The organism is Spirosoma spitsbergense DSM 19989 (genome assembly GCF_000374085.1).
GTDB lineage: Bacteria > Bacteroidota > Bacteroidia > Cytophagales > Spirosomataceae > Spirosoma > Spirosoma spitsbergense.
Map to the genome: position 1 here is coordinate 1 of NZ_KB893390.1, position 21,153 is coordinate 21,153.

23 protein-coding genes are annotated in these 21,153 nt (G+C 52.2%); 11 read left to right on the forward strand and 12 right to left on the reverse strand.

Translation table 11 applies throughout. The annotated features are described in order from the left end of the window. The coding region (locus B157_RS34185) for an ISAzo13-like element transposase-related protein (protein WP_020601763.1) at window positions 1-245 on the forward strand (245 nt) is incomplete at its 5' end. A 65-nt stretch (window positions 246-310) separates the two neighbouring features. Next, window positions 311-904, forward strand: coding sequence for a hypothetical protein (locus tag B157_RS0102275; protein WP_020601764.1), 594 nt, complete (start codon window positions 311-313; stop codon window positions 902-904). 18 nt (window positions 905-922) lie between these two features. On the opposite strand, the gene B157_RS0102280 is transcribed toward B157_RS0102275, so the two are convergent. From B157_RS0102280 to B157_RS0102290, 3 genes are all read right to left on the reverse strand, one after another. After that, window positions 923-1,729, reverse strand: coding sequence for an alpha/beta fold hydrolase (locus B157_RS0102280; RefSeq protein WP_026308427.1), 807 nt, complete (start codon window positions 1,727-1,729; stop codon window positions 923-925). Between the two features lie 129 nt (window positions 1,730-1,858). Beyond that, a complete protein-coding gene (locus tag B157_RS0102285; protein ID WP_020601766.1) occupies window positions 1,859-3,283 on the reverse strand; it encodes a sulfatase family protein in 1,425 nt (474 codons plus the stop codon). A 33-nt stretch (window positions 3,284-3,316) separates the two neighbouring features. Continuing rightward, a complete protein-coding gene (locus B157_RS0102290) occupies window positions 3,317-4,720 on the reverse strand; it encodes a sulfatase family protein (RefSeq protein WP_020601767.1) in 1,404 nt (467 codons plus the stop codon). Window positions 4,721-4,848: 128 nt separating this feature from the next. On the opposite strand from B157_RS0102290, the gene B157_RS0102295 reads away from it, so the two are divergent. The 7 genes from B157_RS0102295 to B157_RS0102330 all read left to right on the forward strand — a co-directional run bounded on the left by B157_RS0102295 (window position 4,849) and on the right by B157_RS0102330 (window position 11,004). Next, complete coding sequence (locus B157_RS0102295; protein WP_026308428.1) at window positions 4,849-5,127, forward strand: hypothetical protein; 279 nt, start codon at window positions 4,849-4,851, stop codon at window positions 5,125-5,127. A 25-nt stretch (window positions 5,128-5,152) separates the two neighbouring features. After that, window positions 5,153-5,404, forward strand: a complete 252-nt coding sequence (locus B157_RS0102300) for a hypothetical protein (protein ID WP_020601769.1) — start codon at window positions 5,153-5,155, stop codon at window positions 5,402-5,404. Next, window positions 5,394-5,783 carry a hypothetical protein gene (locus tag B157_RS0102305; protein ID WP_020601770.1) on the forward strand — a complete coding sequence of 130 codons (390 nt, stop codon included), beginning with the start codon at window positions 5,394-5,396 and terminating at the stop codon, window positions 5,781-5,783. Before B157_RS0102300 ends, B157_RS0102305 begins: the two co-directional genes overlap by 11 nt. Before the next feature lie 304 nt (window positions 5,784-6,087). Further along, on the forward strand, window positions 6,088-7,581 hold the full coding sequence (sufB, locus tag B157_RS0102310; protein WP_020601771.1) for a Fe-S cluster assembly protein SufB: 1,494 nt from the start codon (window positions 6,088-6,090) through the stop codon (window positions 7,579-7,581). A gap of 140 nt (window positions 7,582-7,721) precedes the next feature. After that, window positions 7,722-8,582: a fumarylacetoacetate hydrolase family protein gene (locus B157_RS0102320; RefSeq protein WP_020601772.1), complete on the forward strand. Its 861-nt coding sequence runs from the start codon at window positions 7,722-7,724 to the stop codon at window positions 8,580-8,582. A gap of 105 nt (window positions 8,583-8,687) precedes the next feature. Next, window positions 8,688-9,518 (forward strand): amidohydrolase family protein, encoded by an 831-nt coding sequence (locus B157_RS0102325; protein ID WP_020601773.1) that lies wholly within the window; start codon window positions 8,688-8,690, stop codon window positions 9,516-9,518. A 22-nt stretch (window positions 9,519-9,540) separates the two neighbouring features. Continuing rightward, the gene (locus B157_RS0102330; protein WP_020601774.1) at window positions 9,541-11,004 is read left to right on the forward strand and encodes a gluconokinase; all 1,464 of its coding nucleotides are present in this window, start codon (window positions 9,541-9,543) and stop codon (window positions 11,002-11,004) included. Here B157_RS0102330 and B157_RS0102335 read toward each other — a convergent pair. From B157_RS0102335 to B157_RS0102360, 6 genes are all read right to left on the reverse strand, one after another. Further along, window positions 10,999-11,511 carry a GNAT family N-acetyltransferase gene (locus B157_RS0102335; protein WP_020601775.1) on the reverse strand — a complete coding sequence of 171 codons (513 nt, stop codon included), beginning with the start codon at window positions 11,509-11,511 and terminating at the stop codon, window positions 10,999-11,001. The two genes, B157_RS0102330 and B157_RS0102335, sit on opposite strands and share 6 nt — an antisense overlap. A gap of 14 nt (window positions 11,512-11,525) precedes the next feature. After that, window positions 11,526-12,524 (reverse strand): N-acetyl-gamma-glutamyl-phosphate reductase, encoded by a 999-nt coding sequence (gene argC, locus B157_RS0102340; protein WP_020601776.1) that lies wholly within the window; start codon window positions 12,522-12,524, stop codon window positions 11,526-11,528. A gap of 21 nt (window positions 12,525-12,545) precedes the next feature. Then, window positions 12,546-13,772 carry a glycosyltransferase family 9 protein gene (locus B157_RS0102345; RefSeq protein WP_020601777.1) on the reverse strand — a complete coding sequence of 409 codons (1,227 nt, stop codon included), beginning with the start codon at window positions 13,770-13,772 and terminating at the stop codon, window positions 12,546-12,548. Next, complete coding sequence (locus B157_RS0102350; RefSeq protein WP_026308429.1) at window positions 13,769-14,974, reverse strand: argininosuccinate synthase; 1,206 nt, start codon at window positions 14,972-14,974, stop codon at window positions 13,769-13,771. Before B157_RS0102350 ends, B157_RS0102345 begins: the two co-directional genes overlap by 4 nt. 186 nt (window positions 14,975-15,160) lie before the next feature. Continuing rightward, entirely contained in the window at window positions 15,161-15,844 is a 684-nt protein-coding gene (locus B157_RS0102355; protein WP_020601779.1) for a M48 family metallopeptidase, read from the reverse strand. Then, window positions 15,841-19,098: a type I restriction endonuclease subunit R gene (locus B157_RS0102360; protein ID WP_020601780.1), complete on the reverse strand. Its 3,258-nt coding sequence runs from the start codon at window positions 19,096-19,098 to the stop codon at window positions 15,841-15,843. The genes B157_RS0102355 and B157_RS0102360 overlap by 4 nt, the downstream gene beginning before the upstream one ends. A 104-nt stretch (window positions 19,099-19,202) precedes the next feature. Between B157_RS0102360 and B157_RS34190 the strand changes: the two genes are divergently transcribed. Both B157_RS34190 and B157_RS0102370 read left to right on the forward strand, forming a co-directional pair. Continuing rightward, window positions 19,203-19,457, forward strand: a complete 255-nt coding sequence (locus B157_RS34190) for a DUF6364 family protein (protein ID WP_020601781.1) — start codon at window positions 19,203-19,205, stop codon at window positions 19,455-19,457. Beyond that, entirely contained in the window at window positions 19,454-19,882 is a 429-nt protein-coding gene (locus B157_RS0102370) for a type II toxin-antitoxin system VapC family toxin (protein ID WP_020601782.1), read from the forward strand. The genes B157_RS34190 and B157_RS0102370 overlap by 4 nt, the downstream gene beginning before the upstream one ends. A gap of 127 nt (window positions 19,883-20,009) precedes the next feature. On the opposite strand, the gene B157_RS0102375 is transcribed toward B157_RS0102370, so the two are convergent. The 3 genes from B157_RS0102375 to B157_RS39575 all read right to left on the reverse strand — a co-directional run. Further along, window positions 20,010-20,390, reverse strand: coding sequence for an endonuclease domain-containing protein (locus B157_RS0102375; protein WP_020601783.1), 381 nt, complete (start codon window positions 20,388-20,390; stop codon window positions 20,010-20,012). 164 nt (window positions 20,391-20,554) lie between these two features. Continuing rightward, window positions 20,555-20,884, reverse strand: a complete 330-nt coding sequence (locus tag B157_RS40370) for a restriction endonuclease subunit S (protein WP_084761741.1) — start codon at window positions 20,882-20,884, stop codon at window positions 20,555-20,557. Between the two features lie 41 nt (window positions 20,885-20,925). Then, a partial coding sequence (locus B157_RS39575; protein ID WP_020601785.1) for a transposase occupies window positions 20,926-21,153 on the reverse strand: 228 nt, incomplete at its 5' end.

Sequence of the window (21,153 nt, forward strand, 5' to 3'; positions counted from 1 at the left end):
ATCCGATTGAGCATCGCTTATTTTCGCAGGTGCATCGGGCCATGGCGGGGGTAATTTTATGGGATTACGAAACGGTCCGCAACCTGATTAGCCAGACTTCCACTCAAACAGGATTGTCGGTAGTGGTACGAATAGTGGAAAAGCAATACGAAAAGGGACTAAAAACGGCGCGGTCGGAAATTGACCTGACCCGCATTCGCCCTCATCCAATCAATCCACAACTTACCTATCTCGTACTTGCTTAAAATGTCACCTTATTTTATCAGCATTACTTAAAGGTCTCATACCGGGCTAACGCTCTCGATAATTTTTGACGAAAGCAATCATTAAAAACACGTTCGACCCCTATACCTGGCACGAAAATCTATCTTTTCGCTGGATCGCGTTGCCCGTACTGGCCCATCTGTTTAGCTGGATGACCGGAGTGGGCGGTATACTTCTATTTCCTGTTTTGATAACCATTGCCCAATACCTCATCCTAAAAATTCATCCGGCTGTAGTTAAACCGGGTATCTGGTTTATCACCCTGCCGCTTACTCTTTTTATCTGGGTGAAATGGGGACCGTATATCAGCACCAACCGAACAGGGGATGCTGTTTTGAATGGGGTAAATGCTTATTACGTGGGTCAGTTGGTCAACGCCCTTTGTATACCACTGATAATCAGGAAAGAAAAACCAGTATTCCTGTTAAATTGGTTACTAAGCACTGCCATAGCCTGGGTCGCCTGGATAATCCTGTACAAGTTACTGGTTACCGGACAGTCAGTTGACAAGCCCGGCAACACAAGCAGTTTTACCTTAAAAGTCTACCTTATTTATCCAATCATCGCCCTGATTGCCAACGCGATAAGTAGTCTTGTATTGACGAATAATCGACTGCTGATAAAGAACGAAACCGAATAATCGGGCTGGCGCATCAGGCTACTTTGTCAAAAAATCGACAACGGCCTTCGCAAATTCGGGGGTGCGCATGGCCCCGCCATGGTCGCCCGGAACCATGACTAGCTTAGAGCCGGGAATAGCATCGACCAGCCTCCTGGGGTCGCCGTTATCCGTATCTATATCGCCGTTGACCACCAGTACCGGAACGGTTATTTTTGCCAGTTCCTCCGGCGTGGTAACGGGCTGAAATTCCTGCATTCGGGCCAGGGCAACGGTATCGGCTCCCGATTTTTTAGCGTAGTCAACAGCCGACTGGAGTTCGGGATGACTGCCCGGTTTTGTCAGTGCTTCGTGAAAGTTTTTACGCCGATACCAGTTCGGGTCCGAAAAGTCGAGGCCCATCCCCCCCATTATGGCTTTGTGTATCTGCTTGTCCATCGTCAGCAGTTTGGCTGTCAGGATAGCCCCACGGGAATAACCAACTACGTCATACGTGCCTACGCCCAGGAATTTCATGAGCGACATCACGTCTTTTAACTCCGCATTACGCTCATAAGCTTCGGCTGTGTGCGGTTTGTCAGACAGGCCATTTCCCCGTAAATCGAGCGTAATAACCCGAAAACCAGCATCGACCAGCGCCTGACGGACGGGAGCGCGTTTCCAGCTTTCGCTATTGGAAATAAAGCCATGCAGCAAGACGACCGGTTTCCCCTCCCCCAAAATATCGTAATGAATCCGGGTCCCATCGAACGAGATAAACAAAGGATCGCGGGTGGATTGCGCACTCGCGAAGAAGGAGAGCAACAACCCAAACGGTAGCAGAATTACGTTGATTAGTCGAGACATAAAGAAGAGAGATATAACACAGTAACGGTCATGTACCCAAAGTACGTACCTGAGTCTGCCTGTTGATTTATAAAGTTTCTTAGGGTCAATAGCTGCTTGTGCTGAGTAATCAGGGTACACCTGCTCACGTCATTTCTTCTGGCTGACAATCCGTTTTTCCAGATTACTCGGTGCCACTACCAGTGAAGCCCGGTGCTGCCGGACCATTTCGTCAATTTCCCGAATTTTTTCGGGGTATTTGGCAGCTATATCGAACCGCTCCGAGGGATCATGCTGGAGGTTGAATAAAGTATACGTATCGAGTTTCTCCATCTTTTCGGGATAGCCCTGTGGATTATTCCTGTAGAAATAGCATTTAAACGCGCCTTTGCGGGCGGCAAACAGCCGGGTGCCGTGGTAGTACAACATCTCGTTTCGGGGGCTTTTGCTCGTTCCATCCAACACGGGTATCAGGCTATAACCATCGTAAACGCGGTCGGTAGGGAGGGTAGCCCCGGCCAGGGCACTGATTGTGGGCAACAGGTCGAGAGTACTACCCATTTCTGAAATAACGGCGGGTTTAACCCGGCCCGGTCCCCAGATGATGGCCGGTACGCGCACACCACCTTCGTAGCTGGTGCCTTTACTGCCAAATAACGGCCCGGCACTACCTCCGTTTTCATCGAAAATTACCCAGGGGCCATTGTCCGACGTGAAAATGACATACGTGTTCTTATCCAAACCCGTTTTTCTGAGCGCGTCCAGAATCTGCCCCGTACTCCAGTCAATTTCTTCAATCACATCGCCATACAGACCGCGTTCGCTGGTGCCTTTGAACTTGCTCGAAGCAAACAGTGGCACATGGGGCAGGGAATGGGCCAGATACAGAAAAAAGGGCTGGGTCGCACCGGACTTTTGTTTGTTCCGGGCGATGAATTCCAGCGCTTCCTGCGTGTACCGTTTAACGATGGTGGTTTGGTCGGCGGGGCGTTCGATAACGCTGGTGTCGCGCATAAGGGGCACTTGAAAATACTCGACTTTAGGATTCATCAGTGCTTCGCGAGCCTCCACCGAGTTGACCCGATCCATATCGTTACTGTACGGAATGCCGTAATACGAATCGAATCCATGACTTGTGGGCAAATAGGCGGGTAAGTGACCGAGGTGCCATTTGCCAATAGCTGCTGTACGATAGCCCTGCTTTTTCAGAATCCGGGCAATGGTGTTTTCGCTCTGCGGAAGTCCCCCGTCCGAGTCAGGAAACAGCACTCGGCGGGTATCGCTGCACATGCCCGTTCTGACTGGTAGCCGCCCCGTCAGGAGGGCTGCCCGCGAAGGGGTACATACGTTGGCAGCTACGTAAAAATTAGTCCATCGCTGCCCCTCAGCGGCCATGCGATCGAGGTTAGGGGTTCTGATGGTGGGATGGCCGTAACAGCCCAGATCGCCGTATCCTTGGTCGTCGGTGAAAATAACAATGAAATTAGGTTTGCCGGTTTTAGTCTGTGCATGGGCGGAATCAACAGTCATCCAACTGTTGAGCAACAGAAAAAACAAAATGAGGTATCGGTTCATGCAATTGACAGGTTTTGGTCGAAAAAAGGCTTTTCATTTGCCGGACTGCGCCGGTTTTTGCCAGGGTACCCGCCCCGACTCCTGAATGTGCTGCATGAGTAGCCCATTCAGTTTTCTGTATAGCTGCGGTTGCTCCTGAATAGCGTTGTTTTTTTCCAGCGGGTCTGTTCTGAGATTGTACAGTTCAGGAGCCTGATTGGGTTTATCCTGCACCAATTTCCAGTCGCCCAGCCGCAGGGCGTAGCTGCACTGCCCGGCCCAGTCCGTACCCCCTTCGCGCCGGGTGAAATACAGGGCGCGCAAAGGCTCGGGCACTGGTTTTTCGCCCCGCAGAACGTTCAGAAAACTCCGTCCTTCAATAGGGTTTGATGCGCTGAGACCAGCCACTTCCAGCAAGGTTGGGAACAGATCCATCGAGAGGTTCATCTGTTCCGAAACGGCTCCTGCCTGAACCACACCCGGCCAGGCTATGCAGGTTGGCACCCGCAATCCCCCTTCGTACATACTCTGTTTGCCATCGCGGGAGGGGCCATTATTGGCCATACTGGGTAAGTGCCCGCCGTTGTCGCTGCTGAAAATAATGAGGGTATTTTCGTACTGACCGCTTTCTTTCAACGCCTGAATTACCTGCCCGATACCATCGTCCATGTGTTCGATAAAAGCGACCAGTTTGGCGCGGGTCTCGTTCAGGCCGGGTTCGCGCTGTTTCACTTTTTGTAGCCAGGCATTTGGGGGTTGCACCGGAAAATGAGGGGCGTTGTAGGCCAGGTACAGAAAGAAAGGATGCTTATTATCCCGGTTCTGCTTAGCCCGTTCCTGAATATAGTCCACCGACCAGCGGGTAAACAAGTCGGTAGCGTGGCCGGGTGGGTCAATCGTTTCGGCGTTATGGCGCATGTAGTTGATGCCATGCCGACGGTGCGTAACGTAATCGTCCATCATATCGCCAAGCCAGCCGTGAAACTCGTCGAAGCCCCGCTGATTGGGCAGGTTAGGTAATTCGAGTCCTAAATGCCATTTGCCGACAATAGCCGAATGGTAGCCAGCTTTTTTGAGTTCGGCAGGCAGCAGCGGAACTGTCGGGTCCAGATAGCCCCAGCTATCTTCAGGATTCGTCCGGATAACACCCGGAACGCCCACCCGATCCTGAAAACGCCCCGTCAGCAGGGCCGCCCGCGTGGGTGAGCAAACCGGACAGTTTGCATAGAAATTATCGAAACGCATTCCCCGTTGAGCCAATCCATCAATATGGGGCGTCCGGAGCTCTTTCGTACCATAATAGGACACATCGTGATAGCCCTGATCGTCCGTGAAAATAAGCAGGATATTAGGTCGGGCCGCAATCGGTCGGTTCACATAGGCCATACCACCCAATACCAGCAACGCGGCCACAGCGACAAAAAACCTACGGTTCCTTCTGATAAAAATTCGTTTCATGCAAACCTGAGTTGTAGCCCGAGGAGCCCGTTCCGTGCAGGCAGATGGCTAATTTCCATAATACGGAGATAAGTCTAACCTTTGGGTATTATACCGAGTTATCAGCAGTACACATACTGCCTACTACTATGCCAACGCCACAGGATGATTTGCTACTACCCGATACTAGCCGAATCGGTTCGAGGATGAGTCGGATTAGTCCCGACATTTTTCGAAATCAGGATACTACCCCTACGACCAATGATGACAAAGAGGAGTCGGTGGAGACGGAAGAGAATGTATTCAGCGACGAGCCAATTGATGACGATGGTAATCCAACCGATATGTCGGACAACGGTGAGCAGGAAAATCAGCCGGACGATAACAACGCATTAGGTGATTATGTAACCCAGTTGGGAAGCGTGTAGATGTAAACTCTTATCTATCAGAACTATGAATACGGTTAATAATACCAAGTATGACCCTGCCGATGATGACAACCAGGGTGTAGCGCAACTGATGGCTCAGGCTGAAGAAGCTACTCCGGGGGTTTCGCAGGTGGAACGGATGAATCCAGTGACAGCGCAAGGCCCGGAGCCAATCAAAGAAGAAGTGAATGACGAGGCTATTGATGGAGTAAATGACGATGTCCTTGCGGAAGAAGCCGTAGAAGAGGGCGAAGCAGACGAGAAAAATGACCAATAATCAACTGGCACAGTTGGTCATTCGTATCGGGCTGGGTATCAATATGCTCATGCACGGTCTGGTGCGCATTCCCAAACTAAACGCTTTTGTTGCCAAAACGGGTGCTGGTTTCGCCAACACCCTTCTACCACCAGTTCTTACGAAGGTTTTTTTGTTTACGCTTCCATTTATAGAACTGGTCATCGGCGTCCTGATTTTGGTCGGCGGTCAGTTTGGTAAGTGGGGCTATCTGATGGGTGGCGTACTGATGGGTGTTCTCCTGTTCGGTACAACCCTGAAAGAAGACTGGTCCGGAGCCGGCAATCAACTGATTTACGTACTTGCGTTTTACCTCGCGCTGCGCGGACTGGATTCGCCGGGCAGAAGCCGCTTCCGGTAGGTATTGAGCGACTCTTACGGAGTTCACCTGCCTGCCATAACTAAATCAGCGTGGTAGTTCTTTGAAACGAAGTTAATTGACGAAAAGTTAGTGACGGGGTTTTACCGGATAGCAGCATGAACACGAGACATGCTGCTATCCGGTAAAACCTTATTCGTTACTACGCGTGGACAATCCGGCCAACGTTGCCTGAAACAACGGAAACTTTACGATATTTGTCCAATATGGCCGGAACGTACCCATCTGTTAACTTGTTAAAAATAGAGTGCAATGGCGTAAAAAAGCCAGCTAATTAACCGAGACTATGAGCAAGGACGCTGACATTTTAGAAAGCATAACCAACTCCGAATATAAATACGGATTCGAGACACTGATTGAGGCCGATGAAGCCCCAATGGGTTTGGATGAGAGTACCATTCGCTTTATTTCTGCCAAGAAAAACGAACCCGACTGGCTGTTGGAAAACCGACTGAAAGCCTTTCGGATGTGGCAGGAAATGACCGAACCCCATTGGCCCAATGTCAGTTATCCCAAAATTGACTACCAGGCAATCAAATACTATTCGGCCCCAAAGCAGAAAAAGACGGTCAACTCCCTGGATGAAATTGACCCCGAACTGATCGATACCTTTAACCGGCTTGGCATCTCGCTCAGCGAGCAGAAACGCCTGACTGGCGTGGTGGATAATCTGGACGACGAACCACGCCCCGGCGAGCGGCCCCGTGTGGCGGTCGACGCGGTTATGGATTCGGTTTCGGTAGCCACTACCTTCAAGAAAGACCTGGCCGAACGCGGCATTATTTTCTGTTCCATCACGGAGGCCGTTCACGAACATCCGGAACTGGTCAAAAAATACTTAGGGTCCGTTGTACCCGCAAAAGACAACTACTTTGCGGCTCTGAATGCGGCTGTCTTTACCGACGGTTCGTTCTGCTATATTCCCAAAGGCGTCCGTTGCCCGATGGAGCTCTCGACGTATTTTCGCATCAACGCGGCTGGTACGGGGCAGTTCGAACGGACACTGATTATAGCCGACGAAGGGTCGTACGTGAGTTACCTGGAAGGATGTACTGCTCCCATGCGGGATGAGAACCAACTCCACGCGGCTGTAGTAGAACTGATTGCCATGGCCGACGCCGAAATCAAATATTCGACGGTACAGAACTGGTATCCGGGCGATAAAGACGGCAAAGGTGGTATTTACAACTTCGTGACCAAGCGGGGCATCTGCGAGGGAGCAAATTCTAAAATATCGTGGACACAGGTAGAAACCGGCTCGGCAATCACCTGGAAATACCCATCCGTTATTCTGAAAGGGGATAACTCCATCGGTGAGTTCTACTCCGTGGCCGTTACCAACAACATGCAGCAAGCCGATACAGGTACCAAAATGGTACACATCGGCAAGAACACCAAGAGCCGGATTGTGTCGAAAGGTATATCGGCGGGTAAAAGCCAGAATTCGTATCGCGGGCTGGTACAAGTGATGAAACGGGCCGAAAACGCCCGGAACCACTCCCAGTGCGATTCCCTGTTGCTGGGTGACAAATGCGGAGCGCACACCTTTCCGTATCTGGAGGTGAGTAACCCATCCGCTACAGTAGAGCATGAAGCCACGACATCGAAAATTGGGGAAGACCAGTTGTTTTACTGCAACCAGCGCGGTATCCCGATGGAGCAGGCCGTTGCTCTTATCATCAATGGCTACGCCAAAGAGGTGCTGAAGCAGCTCCCGATGGAATTCGCCGTAGAAGCCCAGAAACTACTGGCCATTAGTCTGGAAGGCAGCGTTGGGTAATAGACAGGATTTTTTTCCTAGATTGGAGCCCCGGTAGCAATACCGGGGCTTTTTTATGTGATGGGGGGACGGGAAAACGACAATGCCATGATTAAAAAAAACCATCTGCCCCCTTTTATCAAAAACCTGAATACGAGTCTATGAAACTTTTTCGCTTCGGCCCGCCCGACCACGAACATCCTGGCGTTGTACTACCCACCACCGGCAAACACGTCGATGTAACGCATTTCGGTGAAGATTACGATGAGTCTTTCTTCGCGACGAATGGCCCCGACCGGCTGGCCCACTGGCTGGAAGCCCATGCGCACACCTGCCCCGAAATCTCCCCCGACCAACGGTTTGGCCCCTGCGTTAAACGACCATCCAAAATTGTTTGCGTTGGCCTGAACTACGCCAAACACGCGGCTGAAACCAACGCCCCTAGTCCAGCGGAACCCATTCTGTTCTTCAAAGCAACTACAGCGCTCTGCGGGCCGGATGACAACGTGGTTATCCCGAAACGCTCCGAAAAAACCGACTGGGAGGTAGAACTGGCCATTATCATTGGTAAGCGAGCCAGCTATGTTGAACTGGACGATGCCTTTGATTACATAGCTGGTTATGCCGTGCATAATGACTATAGCGAGCGGGCGTGGCAGCTTGAGCGTGGCGGGCAATGGGTGAAAGGCAAAAGTGCCGATACCTTCGCACCGCTGGGACCGTATCTGGTGACGAAAGATGAGGTGGAAAACCCAAACGCGCTGAACCTCTGGCTCAGTATCAACGGCGAGGAATTGCAGAACTCCAACACCGACGATATGATTTTCGACGTTCCAACGCTGGTTAGCTACATCAGTCAGTTTATGACCCTGCTCCCCGGCGATATCATTTCGACCGGTACACCGGCAGGTGTGGGTCTGGGACTGAAACCACCCCGTTACCTGAAACCCGGCGACGTAGTTGAGTTATGCATCGAAGGATTGGGCAAGCAAAAACAAACAGCCGTTTCTTACAATGAATAACGAAAATGGACGATGTAAAAGGGACAATGAAGATAGGGTACATAAGCCTGGTTGCTACTTCATTACACCTCGTTGCTCTTACACCGTCCATTTTTTCCTGAGTCTATGACGATTGACGCTCATCAGCATTTCTGGCATTTCGACCCCGTCCGCGACAGTTGGATTACGGACGATATGGCCATCATCCAGCGCGATTTCCTGCCCGCCGACCTGGAGCCGGTGCTGGCTCAGAACGGCATCGACGGTTGTGTGGCCGTTCAGGCTTCGCAATCGGAGGAGGAAACGGAATTTTTAGTCAACCTGGCCCAAACGTACGACATCATAAAAGGGGTGGTCGGCTGGGTCGATTTACAGTCGGAAACGTTATTGGAGCGGCTGGACTACTTTTCGCAATACAAGGTTATTAAAGGGTACAGGCACGTGGCGCAGGCCGAACCCGACGATTTTCTGATACGTCCGGCGGTCGTACAGGGTATCCGTCAGTTGGCCCGTTTCGGCCTGACGTACGACTTGCTGATTTACCCCAGCCAACTGAAAGCGGCCCTTCATCTGGTACGCGCAGTGCCGGAAGTCAACTTCGTTATTGACCATCTGGCCAAGCCTTACGTAACGAAACGGGAAATTAACCGCTGGTCGAATTTTATGGCGGAGATGGCTAAAAACGCGAACGTTTCGTGCAAAGTATCGGGGATGGTGACGGAAGGCAACTGGCATACCTGGAGTAAAAAAGACTTTTTCCCGTACTTGGATGTCGTCTTCGAACACTTTGGCCCCAACCGGCTGCTGTTCGGTTCCGACTGGCCGGTTTGCCTGGTAGCAGCTGATTATACGCAGGTAAAAACGCTGGTCGAGGACTATTTATCTCCCTGGAGCGAGGAAGTACGGGCGAAGGTATTTGGAGAAAATGCGGAATCCTTTTACCAGCTGGATACCTGACCGCTGTTAAACCACTAGTAGTATGAATTGCTTCGTTGGCGTTGACGTCGGTACGACCAACGTAAAAGCCCTGGCTATGCCGCCCGATTTAGACCAGATTCTGGCGCACGCATCGGCTCCCGTTACTACGCTCAACCCCGAACCCGGCTACGCCGAACAGGATCCGGCCGAAATCTGGTCGGCTTTCGTGCAGGTGATGTCCGAGGTGAGTCAGGAAGTAGCTAAGGGTGGACATACCATCACGCACGTTACGTTCTGCACAGCCATGCACAGTTTGCTGCCGATGGATGCCGACGGAACTCCGCTGGGTAACGCTATTCTTTGGTCCGACAACCGGGCCGAAGCGCAGGCCAATGAATTACGGGGTACGCAGGCCAAACTGGGCAATGCCATTTATCGGGAAACGGGTACACCCATTCATCCCATGATTCCGCTGTGCAAACTAGCCTGGTTACGCGAACACGACCCCCGTTTGCTCCACCGTACGGCCAGGTTCGGCTCCATCAAGGAGTTTCTTTGGCATAAACTGACGGGTGAATTTGAGGTGGATTTCTCCATTGCTACGGCAACGGGTCTGTTCAACGAAAAGAAGCGGCAATGGAGCCAGAAAGCCATGGCATACGCCGGGGTTCGGCTCGACCAGCTCTCGACTCCCGTTCCCACTACCCATCTCCGATGGTACCAACCCCGGCCCAAAACGGCTGAAACGGAATTGTCGGCGGGTGTTTCTCTGGTGATTGGTGCGTCAGACGGTTGCCTGGCTAACCTGGGTGCGGGAGCCATCAAGAAAGGGACAGCTACGCTGACCATCGGCACCAGTGGTGCCATTCGCCAGACGGTGCGCAAACCATTGCGGGACGCCAAAGGCCGGTTGTTCTGCTATTTTCTGGATGAAGGCTACTACGCCGTGGGCGGGCCAACGAACAATGGGGGTAACGTGCTGGAGTGGGTAGCCGATAAACTGACCGGGCTTGATACCGAAACCGTGCTCGAAGAAGCCGCTAAAATAGAGCCCGGCTCAGATGGGTTGTTATTCCTGCCCTATTTGCAGGGCGAACGGGCACCGCTGTGGGATGCCTCGGTGCGGGGGGCTTATCTGCACGTAGATTGGCAACATACGCGGGCGCATTTTATTCGGGCTGCGCTAGAAGGTGTTCTGTTCAATTTACTGAGCATCAATGAATTGCTAAAAGAGTATACTGGTTCTGCCCGTGTCATTCATGCCAACGGTGGCTTTGCGCAGTCAACCCTTTGGGTGCAGATGCTGGCCGACATTTCGGGCGTGCCGGTCCGACTCAACGCCAGTAATGAAAGCGGCTCTATGGGGGCTATTCTCCTGACCATGAAGGCCATTGGTCTGGTGAAAACGCTGGACGAAGCGGCTGAGCGCGTAGCGTTTGGCGACACCTTTCAACCCGATTTGGCCCGGCATAAATTATATCTGGCTGAGTTTGCAACCTGGCAGCAAGCACAGATGAGTTTATGATTTCGTCAATGCCATACCAAATAGTAGGCTTTCCGGCTGATCCGGATGGAAAACGAACTTTTTCTCGAAACGCAGGCCCAGCTTTCCGAGCAACCGGATCGAATTCGCGTTGGTTGCTTTCGTAATGCCGGTGATGCGCGTAAAGCCCAGTATATCCCGCCCGTAAGCAATTAGTGCTGATGCCGATTCATAGCCATACCCCTGCCCGGCATAGTTGGGCAGGAAGGCGAAACCAATATCAATATCGGGTAGAAACGTACGCCTGTGCAATCCACACATGCCAATAAGGGCGTTCGTACTTTTTAGCCGGACGGCATAGGGGCCGAAACCATACTGCCGGTAACTGCTTATAGGATTATTCAGAATGTAGAGGTGGGCATCTTCCAATGTCCTGACGCCCCGGTCGCCAATGAATTCGAGCCAGGCAGGCATGTTCAACAGCGCAAGTATGAAAGGGGCATCGTCAACCGTAAATTTGTCAATAAGAAGGCGTTCGGTTTCGAGCATGGCTTACCAAAGAGTTAGAACGCAACCGCTTTTAACCGCAGTCCCGTATCTTCCGGCAGCCCGAATACCAGGTTCATGTTCTGAACGGCGTGCCCCGACGCGCCTTTGGTCAGGTTGTCGATTACGCTGGTGATGAGCAACTGCCCATCGTGTACTTCCAGATGCAGCAGGCACTTATTGGTATTAACCACCTGCTTCACATCGACCGGCGCATCGCTGACGTGCGTAAACGGATGCGTTTCGTAATAACTCCGGTACAGTTGCGTTGCCTCTTCCAGTGTTCCCGAAAAGGTCGTGTAGACATTAGCCATGATACCCCGCGTGAAATCGCCCCGGTAGGGTATGAAGTTGATGGCAGACTTGAAATCGGGGTCAAGCTGGGTCAGGCTCTGCCGAATTTCGGCCAGGTGCTGGTGCGTGAACGCCTTATAAATAGATACGTTGTTATTGCGCCACGTAAAGCCCGTAGTGGGCGCCAGGGCCTGCCCTGCACCCGTGCTACCCGTAATGGCACTGACCTGTACGTCACTCGTCAGCAGGTTTGCTTTGGCCAGCGGGAGCAGTGCCAGTTGAATGCTGCTGGCAAAGCAACCGGGGTTGGCAATCCGCATGGATTCCTGAATCCGCTCCCGGTTCAGTTCGGGCAGGCCATACACAAATTCATCGTGGAGCGGTCCGGCGTCCCGGTCCCGGAAGTCGGCGCTCAGGTCGATTACGGCGATATCGTCGGATACCTCGTTTTCGGCCATGAACGTGACCGATGCGCCATGACCCGAACAAAGAAAAATAACATCAACGGGTAGGTTCTCCCCATCCAGTGGTGGCAGCGTGTCCGAAAAAGTGAGGTCAGTATCGCCCAGTAAATCCGTATGCGTGGCCCAGACCGGCTTTCCTGCCTGACTGTTGCTGTGCACAAAAGCGACTTTTGCAAACGGGTGGTTGATAAGAATACGGAGCAACTCGCCACCCGTGTAGCCTGCTCCGCCAATGATACCCACATTTATTGTTTCCATATGTAGTTTTTAACCGCCACGTTACCGAATTGATTCACCTACAGACCGACTACGTTTATCCAGACTGCTGAACCAGTTCATAGCCTTTTCCAGTACACTATCATCGAAAGCGGTTACGTATTCGCTGACAAAATCGGGCCGGTCGACGGTTAAATCCCGGCTAAGCCGGTGATCATGCAGGACAGTGGTGGGCTGAATGGAAATCGGAAAAAACTGAATTCCCATCCCGTTCTTCTGAAACGAAAACGTGGGGCAACCCAGGCAACACAGGTGCATGGGCAGCGAATCGAGCGTAAAAGCCGCCTGCGCCTGCTCACTTAGGCTGGCAACATCTGAAAGGTTCAGATTACCAATGGCCGGAACAAGGCGTTCAGCTTCCGCGGGGTTATCGGCCAGAACGCGTTCGTACAGCTCCGTAGTAAACGCTTTTTGCCCACTGAACACCAGCGGATACGGGCTTGTAACCAGCAGCCGGCTGGCCAGCCTGGCCCAGAAATCGATGGACAGCATGCGTACTTCATTGCCCGATTCCGGAAAAATCAATACCGGTTTCTGGGCCGGAACCGGCCGATTCATTTTAGTCCACAACTGAGCGGGCAATTGTACCGGGTGAAAAAAATAAGGCGCTACCGTTCGAAGATCTCCCGTCACACCCATTGGCTTTAACACATTCAGAATCAGATCGAAGTTGTGTATTTCGCCATCCGGAATAAAAAACTCGCTGTCGAGTAATCCCCCAAAGCCCCGCGTACCAAACCCAAACTTCTGTTTGATCTTTAGCCACGGCAGCACAAAGTGCATGGGCGAATCCGAGAATCGAACATCGGCCGAAAAATCATATACCGTATTCCGAAGTGCTTTCACCGCTGATTTGGAGGTCTGGAAAAACTCCTGCCACTTCCCCCATCTGGATAGTGGCCGCCGGTTGGTACTGACGTGATTCAGGTGAATGACCCGCCGGATGTAGGGGTTATCTTTCCAGATGGGATCACACCAGCTGCCGGCCAGCACATCGATCTGCGCGTTTGGGTATTGCGCCCGGATGAGGGGAAAGGCATAACTCAGAATCAGCGCGTCGCCCAGATGCCCGGAAGTCATGATCAGTATGGCCGGGGCATCGGTGTTGACGGGGCCGTAGTTCCGCTTTTTATACGCTCCACGCGCATACCCGTCCACCACTACATCGAGTAGCTGAAGGGGGTAGCCAATGCTCCGGGGAGCGCAGTATTTTCGCGCTTTACCGATCACTGATCGTTGATTTTTCCGTAAATCATTACCTGGTTGGACGCTACTTTGGAGAAGCCCCGCACATCGTCGCCGGTCCAGGCGTTGTTCATCTCGCCATACGAACCAAACTTCGCCGACATCAGATCGTGGTCCGATTCGATGCCCAGTACCTGGAAACGGTAGGGAGCCAGCAGGACGTGTACTTTTCCGGTCACGTGCGCCTGCGTATCGTTCAGGAAAACTTCAATGTTCCGCATCACGGGGTCCATAAACTGACCTTCGTGGAGCATGGTGCCGTACCAGTTGGCCAGCTGCTCTTTCCAGTACAACTGCCACTTGCCCAGCACGTGTTTTTCCAGCGTGTGGTGTGCCTTGATCAGAATCAGCGGAGCGGGCGCTTCAAAACCAACCCGGCCTTTGATACCAATAATGGTGTCGCCCACGTGAATATCGCGACCAATGCCGAATGGCCCGGCCAGTTCGGTCAGCTTCCGGATAGCATCAACAGGATTCTCAAAGTCTTCGCCCCCGTGCGACGGTCCGGCAATACCTTTTATTTCACCGTGCTCAAACGTAAGCGTAATGGTTTCCGATTCCGACTTGGTAACCTGCGTCGGCCAGGCTGATTCGGGCAGAAACTGATCGGACGTGAGCGTTTCCTTCCCTCCTACCGAGGTTCCCCAGAGGCCTTTATTGATGGAATAAGCCGCCTTGTGCCACTCCTGATCAACACCCTTGGCTTTCAGGTATTCGATTTCGGCCTCGCGCGACAGGCGCAGGTCACGGATAGGCGTAATGACTTCGGCATCGGGCGCAATGATCCGGAACGCCATATCAAAGCGCACCTGATCGTTACCAGCACCGGTACTGCCATGGGCAATGGCCGTTGCACCAATTTCCCGCGCATACTCGGCGGCTGCTATCGCCTGAAAAATCCGCTCCGCACTGACAGAGAGTGGGTATGTGTTGTTTTTCAGAACATTACCAAACACCAGAAACTTCAGGCATTGCTGGTAATAATCGTCCGTTTTGGAGATGGTTACGTGCGACTTAACGCCGAGGGAATACGCCCGTTCTTCGATGGCCTTGAGTTCATCGTCGGAAAAACCGCCCGTATCGACCAGTACGGAGTACACCTCCATACCCCGGTCTTCAGATAAATATTTAACGCAGAAGGAGGTATCGAGACCTCCACTAAAGGCAAGCACTACTTTTTGTGACATCAGCGAATGAAGACAAGCAAGCCGTACAACCCGTTGTCCAGATAGTTTTGAGAGGGCAAATATCGGGTTTTTGGGTTAAAGTTTGACTAATGAATTTCCCGCCGTATCCATTTACTACTCTCAGTGAGGTGTGCACTCGTTTCACAGTACAAATAGATGGACTGCCTGTTAGAAGTCCCCTACATCCTATAAATCCATACCGGCCCCGTTGACCCGCAGCCACTGTTTGCGCTCGCGGTGGTCGGGGATGATCTTGTCCACTTCATTCCAGAAAGCGTCGGAGTGGTTGTCAAATTTCAGGTGGGCCATTTCATGGACGATGATGTAATCCAGAATCGACAGAGGGGCCATCATGCATTTCCAGTGAAAGTTCAGATCCCCTGTGATTACCGAGCAGGAAGCCCAGCGGTGCTGTAAATCCATCACCCGAACCTGACCGGTTTCAACGCCCATCCGCCCCCTGAAATACTCTACCCGTTTGGTGATCCGGGGTATGCCTTTGGCCCGGTAGAATTCCTTGAAAATCTCCTGTGATTTGTCTTTATCCGTACGTTTCAGGCAGAAGTATCCTTCTTTCAGTAACAGGGGCACGGGTTGCGCATCAACCAGCTGCAGGCGGTAGTTACGGCCCAGATACGGAAATGTCTCTCCGTTCACCACCTCCCGCAGACTGCGCGTAGCGTTCAACTCATCCCGTTCGGCGAGGTGCTTATACAGCTGGAAGTTCTTACGACGCACAATCGTATGGATTTCCTCGTCCGTAAAGTGCTCCGGGGCCAGTACGCTGATCGTACCATCCCGTTCCAGGTAGATACTAAGCGTCTTGCGCTGACTGCGTTTTACCGTATAAGCAGGTACCTCCCCCATCATGCGTCGGGTTGGCCAATTAACTGATTGTGTCGTCGCTTGGCCAGAGCCATCACTTCACTGGCGATCCGCTCCCGCTGATCAACCAGTGGTTTGATAGCACTGAACAGCATGATATCACTGATCTCACTCTGTATCTTCTCGATTTCGAACCCCCGGTTCCAGAAGTCGATGAAGTCAATGGTCGATTCCAGCTTGTCGATGATCTCGGCGTTGATTGCCTTACACCGCTCGCGGGTGGGTTTATCGGGTGCAGTCTTGCCAAATGCCAGATCGATCATCAAATCGAAGAAGGGTGCTTCTACAGTCGATACACCTTCTTCAGTTTGTTTGCGTCCGGCCAGGGTCTCGTCCCGCAGGGCTTTCAGGTCCTGCACCAGTTTTTCCCAGTCCTGCTGATGTTGCTGCAACAGGGCTTCCAGCTTCTCGTAGAGTTTTTTGTACAGCGACGGGTCGTCGTCAAAGCTGACCTTAATGTGCTTGCGGATGGCGTGTTCCATTTCGGAGGCTACCGACTTGGGGTTGGTGTTTTTGCTGATTTGCTCCTCGAAGTGGTCGGAGAAGAGTTCGATGGGTGGTATCTTGGGGTCAATCCCCAGGTTGATCAAATGCGCGTTGATGAGTTGTTTGATTTTCTCGCCCACGTCGTCCAGGCTGATGGTGGCGTCTTTGTAGCGCTGCCGAATGGTGAACAGCAGGTGCGCAAATTGCTGCGCCGGAATTTTGTAGGTGTTGGCAGCCGCGTGGGGTAAAACGATGTCCATACTTTCGGTAAACCGCTTGTAATACACCTCGAAATCGGCCCGGAATTTCACATCTTCTGCAAGTTCCACGCAGCGTTCCAGCAGGGCGGCCCGCACGGTGGGGTCCGTAATCACCTGCTGCACATACTTATCAATCTGGTCGATACCCTGTTCCCTGAACAGTTGGATGAGCCGGTTGTAGCGTTGCTCCAGGATGGGAATTTCGGAGGTGATGTTCCGGAATGAATCCAGAATATCATTCACTTCTTCAGCACTGTAGATTTTCAGCGCTTCCCGCAGGTTGTTGGTGTTGCCGATGTAGTCAACGACGTATCCCCGCGTTTTGCCCTTATAGGTCCGGTTCACCCGTGCAATGGCCTGCAACAAGTTGTGTTCCTTCATCTTCTTGTCCAGATACATGATCTGTTCGATAGGGGCATCGAAACCCGTCAGTAGCATATCGCACACCACCAGCAGGGCAATACCCGAAAGGGGTTTATCGTAATCGAACCGCTCTTTGAAATTATCGACGGCTTTATTGGCCAGGGACGATTTACGGGCATTGGTAATGATGGCATCCTCATTGGTACCCTGCGAGGACACGACCGTTTCCACTTTCAGAAACGCAATCTTTTCGATCAGCTCGGGGTTGGGTTTGGCTTTCGTTCGTTCGGTTTCCAGCCGGGTCTGGATGGCCTGTTCGATGGCCCGTTTATAGCGTACGGCGGCCAGTACACTGCTGGCTACCACCTGCGCCTTGAATCCGTTGACCAGGATGTTATCAACGTAATGATCAACCAGATCGGTAGCGATGGCTTCGATGCGCTTCTCGGCTTCCAGGATGTCGCCGTAAGTGCCGTACTTCTTCTTGATACGTTCGATCTCTTCCGGCGTGTGGTCACTGACGAGGTCGTCAAATTTCGACTCGAACTGGCTTTTGTTGCGGATGGCATCGTCTGACGTTTTACCCTCGTAAAGTATTTGCAGGGTAGCCCCATCCCGGACGGCATCGGTTAGTTTGTACTGGTCGATGTAGGAACCGAACCGTTCGTGGGTTTTCTTTTTGTGCCGGTCGGTAATCAGGGGTGTACCGGTGAAGGCAATCTTGGTCGAGTTCGGAAAGGCTTCGAAGATGTTGTTGCCCATGTCGCTGCCCTGCGAGCGGTGCGCTTCGTCAATCAGAATCAGGATTTTTTCGGAGCGGTTCACTTCACCAAACTGGCCGTAGGTGGGAAGGGGTTCAGCCGCCATACGCAGGACCTGCCCCACCAGCGAATGATCCGTGCGGACGCGTTCCTGAAACTTATGAATCATCACCATCACCACGTTGGAACTGGGGGTAGCCAGTTTGGCTTTGAGCTGGGCGGTAGTTTCCACAAAGTCAATTTTCTCCCCGGTCAGGGTGGCGGTTTCGCCCAGTTGATCTTCCAGGTCGATCCGGTCGTTGACCAGTAACACTTTGTAATCCTGCAGGGCAGGCGTGGAGCGCAGTTTACGCACCAGCATCACCATGGTCAGGCTTTTGCCACTACCCTGCGTGTGCCAGATCACTCCCGACCGTTCCAGCGGGGTTTGTCCGTCCAGCAATCGCCGAATGGTTTTACCCACTGCCCTGAACTGCTGGTACCGAGCGACCACTTTACTTTCCCGACCGTTGCCTTCGGGTTTGAACAGGGTAAAGTGCTGTACAATATCGAGCAGGGTGTCGGGGGGGAGCATACCCTGGATCAGGGTCTCCTGCGAGCGTACCTTGCCTAGTGGTGGCGTAAAGGTCTTGTACCGTTCGGGATAAATGTCCTTCCACTCATAATAGTGGTTTTTACTGGCCGTAATGGTGCCATAGTACGCCTTTTCGCCGTAGGTGGCCACGGTGAACTGATTGAACCAGAACAGACTTTCCTCGCCTTCTTTTAGTCCGTCACGCTGGGTGGTTTCGCGCTGATTACTGTAGCGCTGGAGTTGCTTAACGGCCTCATCGAGCGGGTTGGCCGTGAATTCATTCTGGACTTTACACTCCACTACCACCAGTGGCAGGCCATTCACAAACAGTACGATGTCGGGAATGATGAACCCCTTACCCATGCCGGGGGTATCGATGCGAAACTGGTTGATGGCCTTAAAACTGTTCCGACCGGGGTTAGTAAAATCGATCAGCCGGACGGGGACCGACTCTTCACCCGTTAGTTCGTTCTTGTCGACGATAATTTTGTGTTTGCCCAGCAACATCTCCCAAACGGCTTTGTTGGCTTCGATCAGGGGTTTGCGGGTGTGGGTGGTCACTTCCTCATATACGGTTTCCAGTTGCGCATCGGTTAGCCAGGACTGCCCCCCTTCGGTGACGTTGATGGCGTAAACGGCCTGCTTGAAAACGGCCTTCAGGGTAACCTCTTTAAAACTACTGCGGTCAGAGCGGGTGGGGTCCTGCGGGATACCAGCGGGCTGATTGGTGATGGTCCAGCCAAGGTCATGCAGTTGAGTCAGAAACGGTTTTTCCGTTTGGAGATATTCAGACATACGGTTGAGTGGTAAGGAAATGCAATATACCAGATTAATCGTGTGTTCACGACTGGCGTGCCCGCAAATACGTATCTTTGTATATCTCCTAAAAAGACACGTATATGGGCAAAGTAAAATTAACCCTGACGGTTGATGAGCGAGTAGTGGCCAATGCCAAACGACTGGCCAAACTACAGCATAAGTCCCTGTCGGCGATGATCGAAGAACTCCTAGCACCGGTAGACAACAGCCTGAGCGAATCGGTGCCGGCCACCCCCAGCGCCCTGAATTTACGGGGTATCGCTAAAAGTAGTTTGAGCCAGAAAACCGATAAGCAGATTCGGGATATAATGTATAAAGACCGCTACGGCCTATGACCATCTTCCTGGATACAAACGTGATTCTCGACTGGCTGCTGGACCGAGAGGATACGTATGCAGACGAAGCGACCCGCCTGTTCCTGGCTGCCGAAGAAAACCGGGTGACGATTTACATCTCTGCCGGATCAGTGTACACGGTGGCCTATGTATTGCACCGCGCCGGAAAGCGGGGGCAGAAACAGCGCGATGCGTTAGGGAGTTTCCTGAACCTGGTGCAGGTAGCAGGGGCCGATAAAAACACCTTCGTATCGGCCAGTCAGTTGATGACCATTACGGATCTGGAAGACGGGTTTCAGTACCAGACGGCGCTGGGTAACCCGGCTATTCAGTACTTCGTGACGGGCAATACCAAAGACTTCCGGCTGGCGGACCAGAGCAAGTTGCCGGTGGTGAACCCCGCTGAGATGGTTGGTAAGTTATGAGGTTACCACCCCTTCTAAAGACTACCACCCCCAACCCCCTCCTGAAACAGGAGGGGGCTACCCAGTAGGGTACCCTTTCAAAAGCCCCCTCCTGTTTTAGGAGGGGGTTGGGGGTGGTTCTTCCCAGTCACCCAGGGTTATCGGCAGTCCCGAGATACTCGTGAATCCGGGATAATACCTGATCGATACGGTGCAACACATCGTCGTTTCTGAATCGCAGGACCGTGATGTTCAGCGTTTCGATGGCGTGCTGGCGTTCTTCGTCGTGGGTGATGGCATCGGGGGTGTTATGAACATCGCCGTCTACTTCAATGGCGAGTCGATCTGAAGGGCAATAAAAATCCAGTACGAAGAGGCCAATACTATGTTGTCGTCTGAACTTACGCCCGGCCAGTTGCCGACCTTTCAGGTGGTGCCACAGCGTTACTTCGGCTTCGGTTGCGCCATTCCGTAGCTCTTTACGGATAGGCGTCAGTACGTTCAGGTTATTCAATTGTCCGCTTCGCATGGATTTATCTGTTTTTACCACCGGCACGGGCCACCCCGCCCAACTGAAGAACCACCCCAACCCCTCCTAAAACAGGAGGGGCTACACAGCGGGGTACCCTTTCAAGAGCCCCCTCCTGTTTTAGGAGGGGGTTGGGGGTGGTCGGTTGGGGGTGGTCTTTTCCCTTACGCCCTCACCGCCACCTTCCCGCTCAGCAAATCCTGCATCAAGCCCTGTTTGAGTAGTTGAAGTTTGGATAATTGTGCGCTTTCGTGATCGATGATTTTCACCAATGACTCAACTCTATCTGATAGAGCAGTTTGCTCATAAATTCTTGGCAAAAGTATTGGAAAGGACTTAAGCTGAGTTTGATTAATCGAAGCAAGATTAGTGGATTGCTTGGAGTTTAGTACAAAAAAGCGTTTACCATAGGGCGATCCAGATATGAGTTGTAAATAGTCAGGTAATAGTTTGTCCGTATCACAGCGCACTTTGAATACATGATTTTGATGCAAGCAATCTGTTGGATGTGCTCGCTGAACTGTGTCAGCGGGGTTTAGTCGAAGCGATGGGCTTGAATGCGTTCGTCAAAGATAATACTGAATTGGTTAATCAACTCCTTCCAGTTATAGGTTGTCGTCTCCCACTTGGTGTGTAGGTTTTGGATCGTCAAATAGACCAACTTTTGCAGGGCTACGTCTGAGCTAAAAGCGCCTTTCGTTTTAGTCACTTTACGCAACTGACGGTGGTAGCCTTCGACGGTATTAGTCGTGTACATCACCTT

Excerpts from the sequence above, each read along its gene's own strand:
- B157_RS0102280 (WP_026308427.1), bottom strand. The coding sequence starts at position 1,729 with ATGTCTCGACTAATCAACGTAATTCTGCTACCGTTTGGGTTGTTGCTC.
- B157_RS0102285 (WP_020601766.1), bottom strand. The coding sequence starts at position 3,283 with ATGAACCGATACCTCATTTTGTTTTTTCTGTTGCTCAACAGTTGGATG.
- B157_RS0102290 (WP_020601767.1), bottom strand. The coding sequence starts at position 4,720 with ATGAAACGAATTTTTATCAGAAGGAACCGTAGGTTTTTTGTCGCTGTG.
- B157_RS0102295 (WP_026308428.1), top strand. The coding sequence starts at position 4,849 with ATGCCAACGCCACAGGATGATTTGCTACTACCCGATACTAGCCGAATC.
- B157_RS0102300 (WP_020601769.1), top strand. The coding sequence starts at position 5,153 with ATGAATACGGTTAATAATACCAAGTATGACCCTGCCGATGATGACAAC.
- B157_RS0102305 (WP_020601770.1), top strand. The coding sequence starts at position 5,394 with ATGACCAATAATCAACTGGCACAGTTGGTCATTCGTATCGGGCTGGGT.
- sufB (WP_020601771.1), top strand. The coding sequence starts at position 6,088 with ATGAGCAAGGACGCTGACATTTTAGAAAGCATAACCAACTCCGAATAT.
- B157_RS0102320 (WP_020601772.1), top strand. The coding sequence starts at position 7,722 with ATGAAACTTTTTCGCTTCGGCCCGCCCGACCACGAACATCCTGGCGTT.
- B157_RS0102325 (WP_020601773.1), top strand. The coding sequence starts at position 8,688 with ATGACGATTGACGCTCATCAGCATTTCTGGCATTTCGACCCCGTCCGC.
- B157_RS0102330 (WP_020601774.1), top strand. The coding sequence starts at position 9,541 with ATGAATTGCTTCGTTGGCGTTGACGTCGGTACGACCAACGTAAAAGCC.
- B157_RS0102335 (WP_020601775.1), bottom strand. The coding sequence starts at position 11,511 with ATGCTCGAAACCGAACGCCTTCTTATTGACAAATTTACGGTTGACGAT.
- argC (WP_020601776.1), bottom strand. The coding sequence starts at position 12,524 with ATGGAAACAATAAATGTGGGTATCATTGGCGGAGCAGGCTACACGGGT.
- B157_RS0102350 (WP_026308429.1), bottom strand. The coding sequence starts at position 14,974 with ATGTCACAAAAAGTAGTGCTTGCCTTTAGTGGAGGTCTCGATACCTCC.
- B157_RS0102355 (WP_020601779.1), bottom strand. The coding sequence starts at position 15,844 with ATGATGGGGGAGGTACCTGCTTATACGGTAAAACGCAGTCAGCGCAAG.
- B157_RS0102360 (WP_020601780.1), bottom strand. The coding sequence starts at position 19,098 with ATGTCTGAATATCTCCAAACGGAAAAACCGTTTCTGACTCAACTGCAT.
- B157_RS34190 (WP_020601781.1), top strand. The coding sequence starts at position 19,203 with ATGGGCAAAGTAAAATTAACCCTGACGGTTGATGAGCGAGTAGTGGCC.
- B157_RS0102370 (WP_020601782.1), top strand. The coding sequence starts at position 19,454 with ATGACCATCTTCCTGGATACAAACGTGATTCTCGACTGGCTGCTGGAC.
- B157_RS0102375 (WP_020601783.1), bottom strand. The coding sequence starts at position 20,390 with ATGCGAAGCGGACAATTGAATAACCTGAACGTACTGACGCCTATCCGT.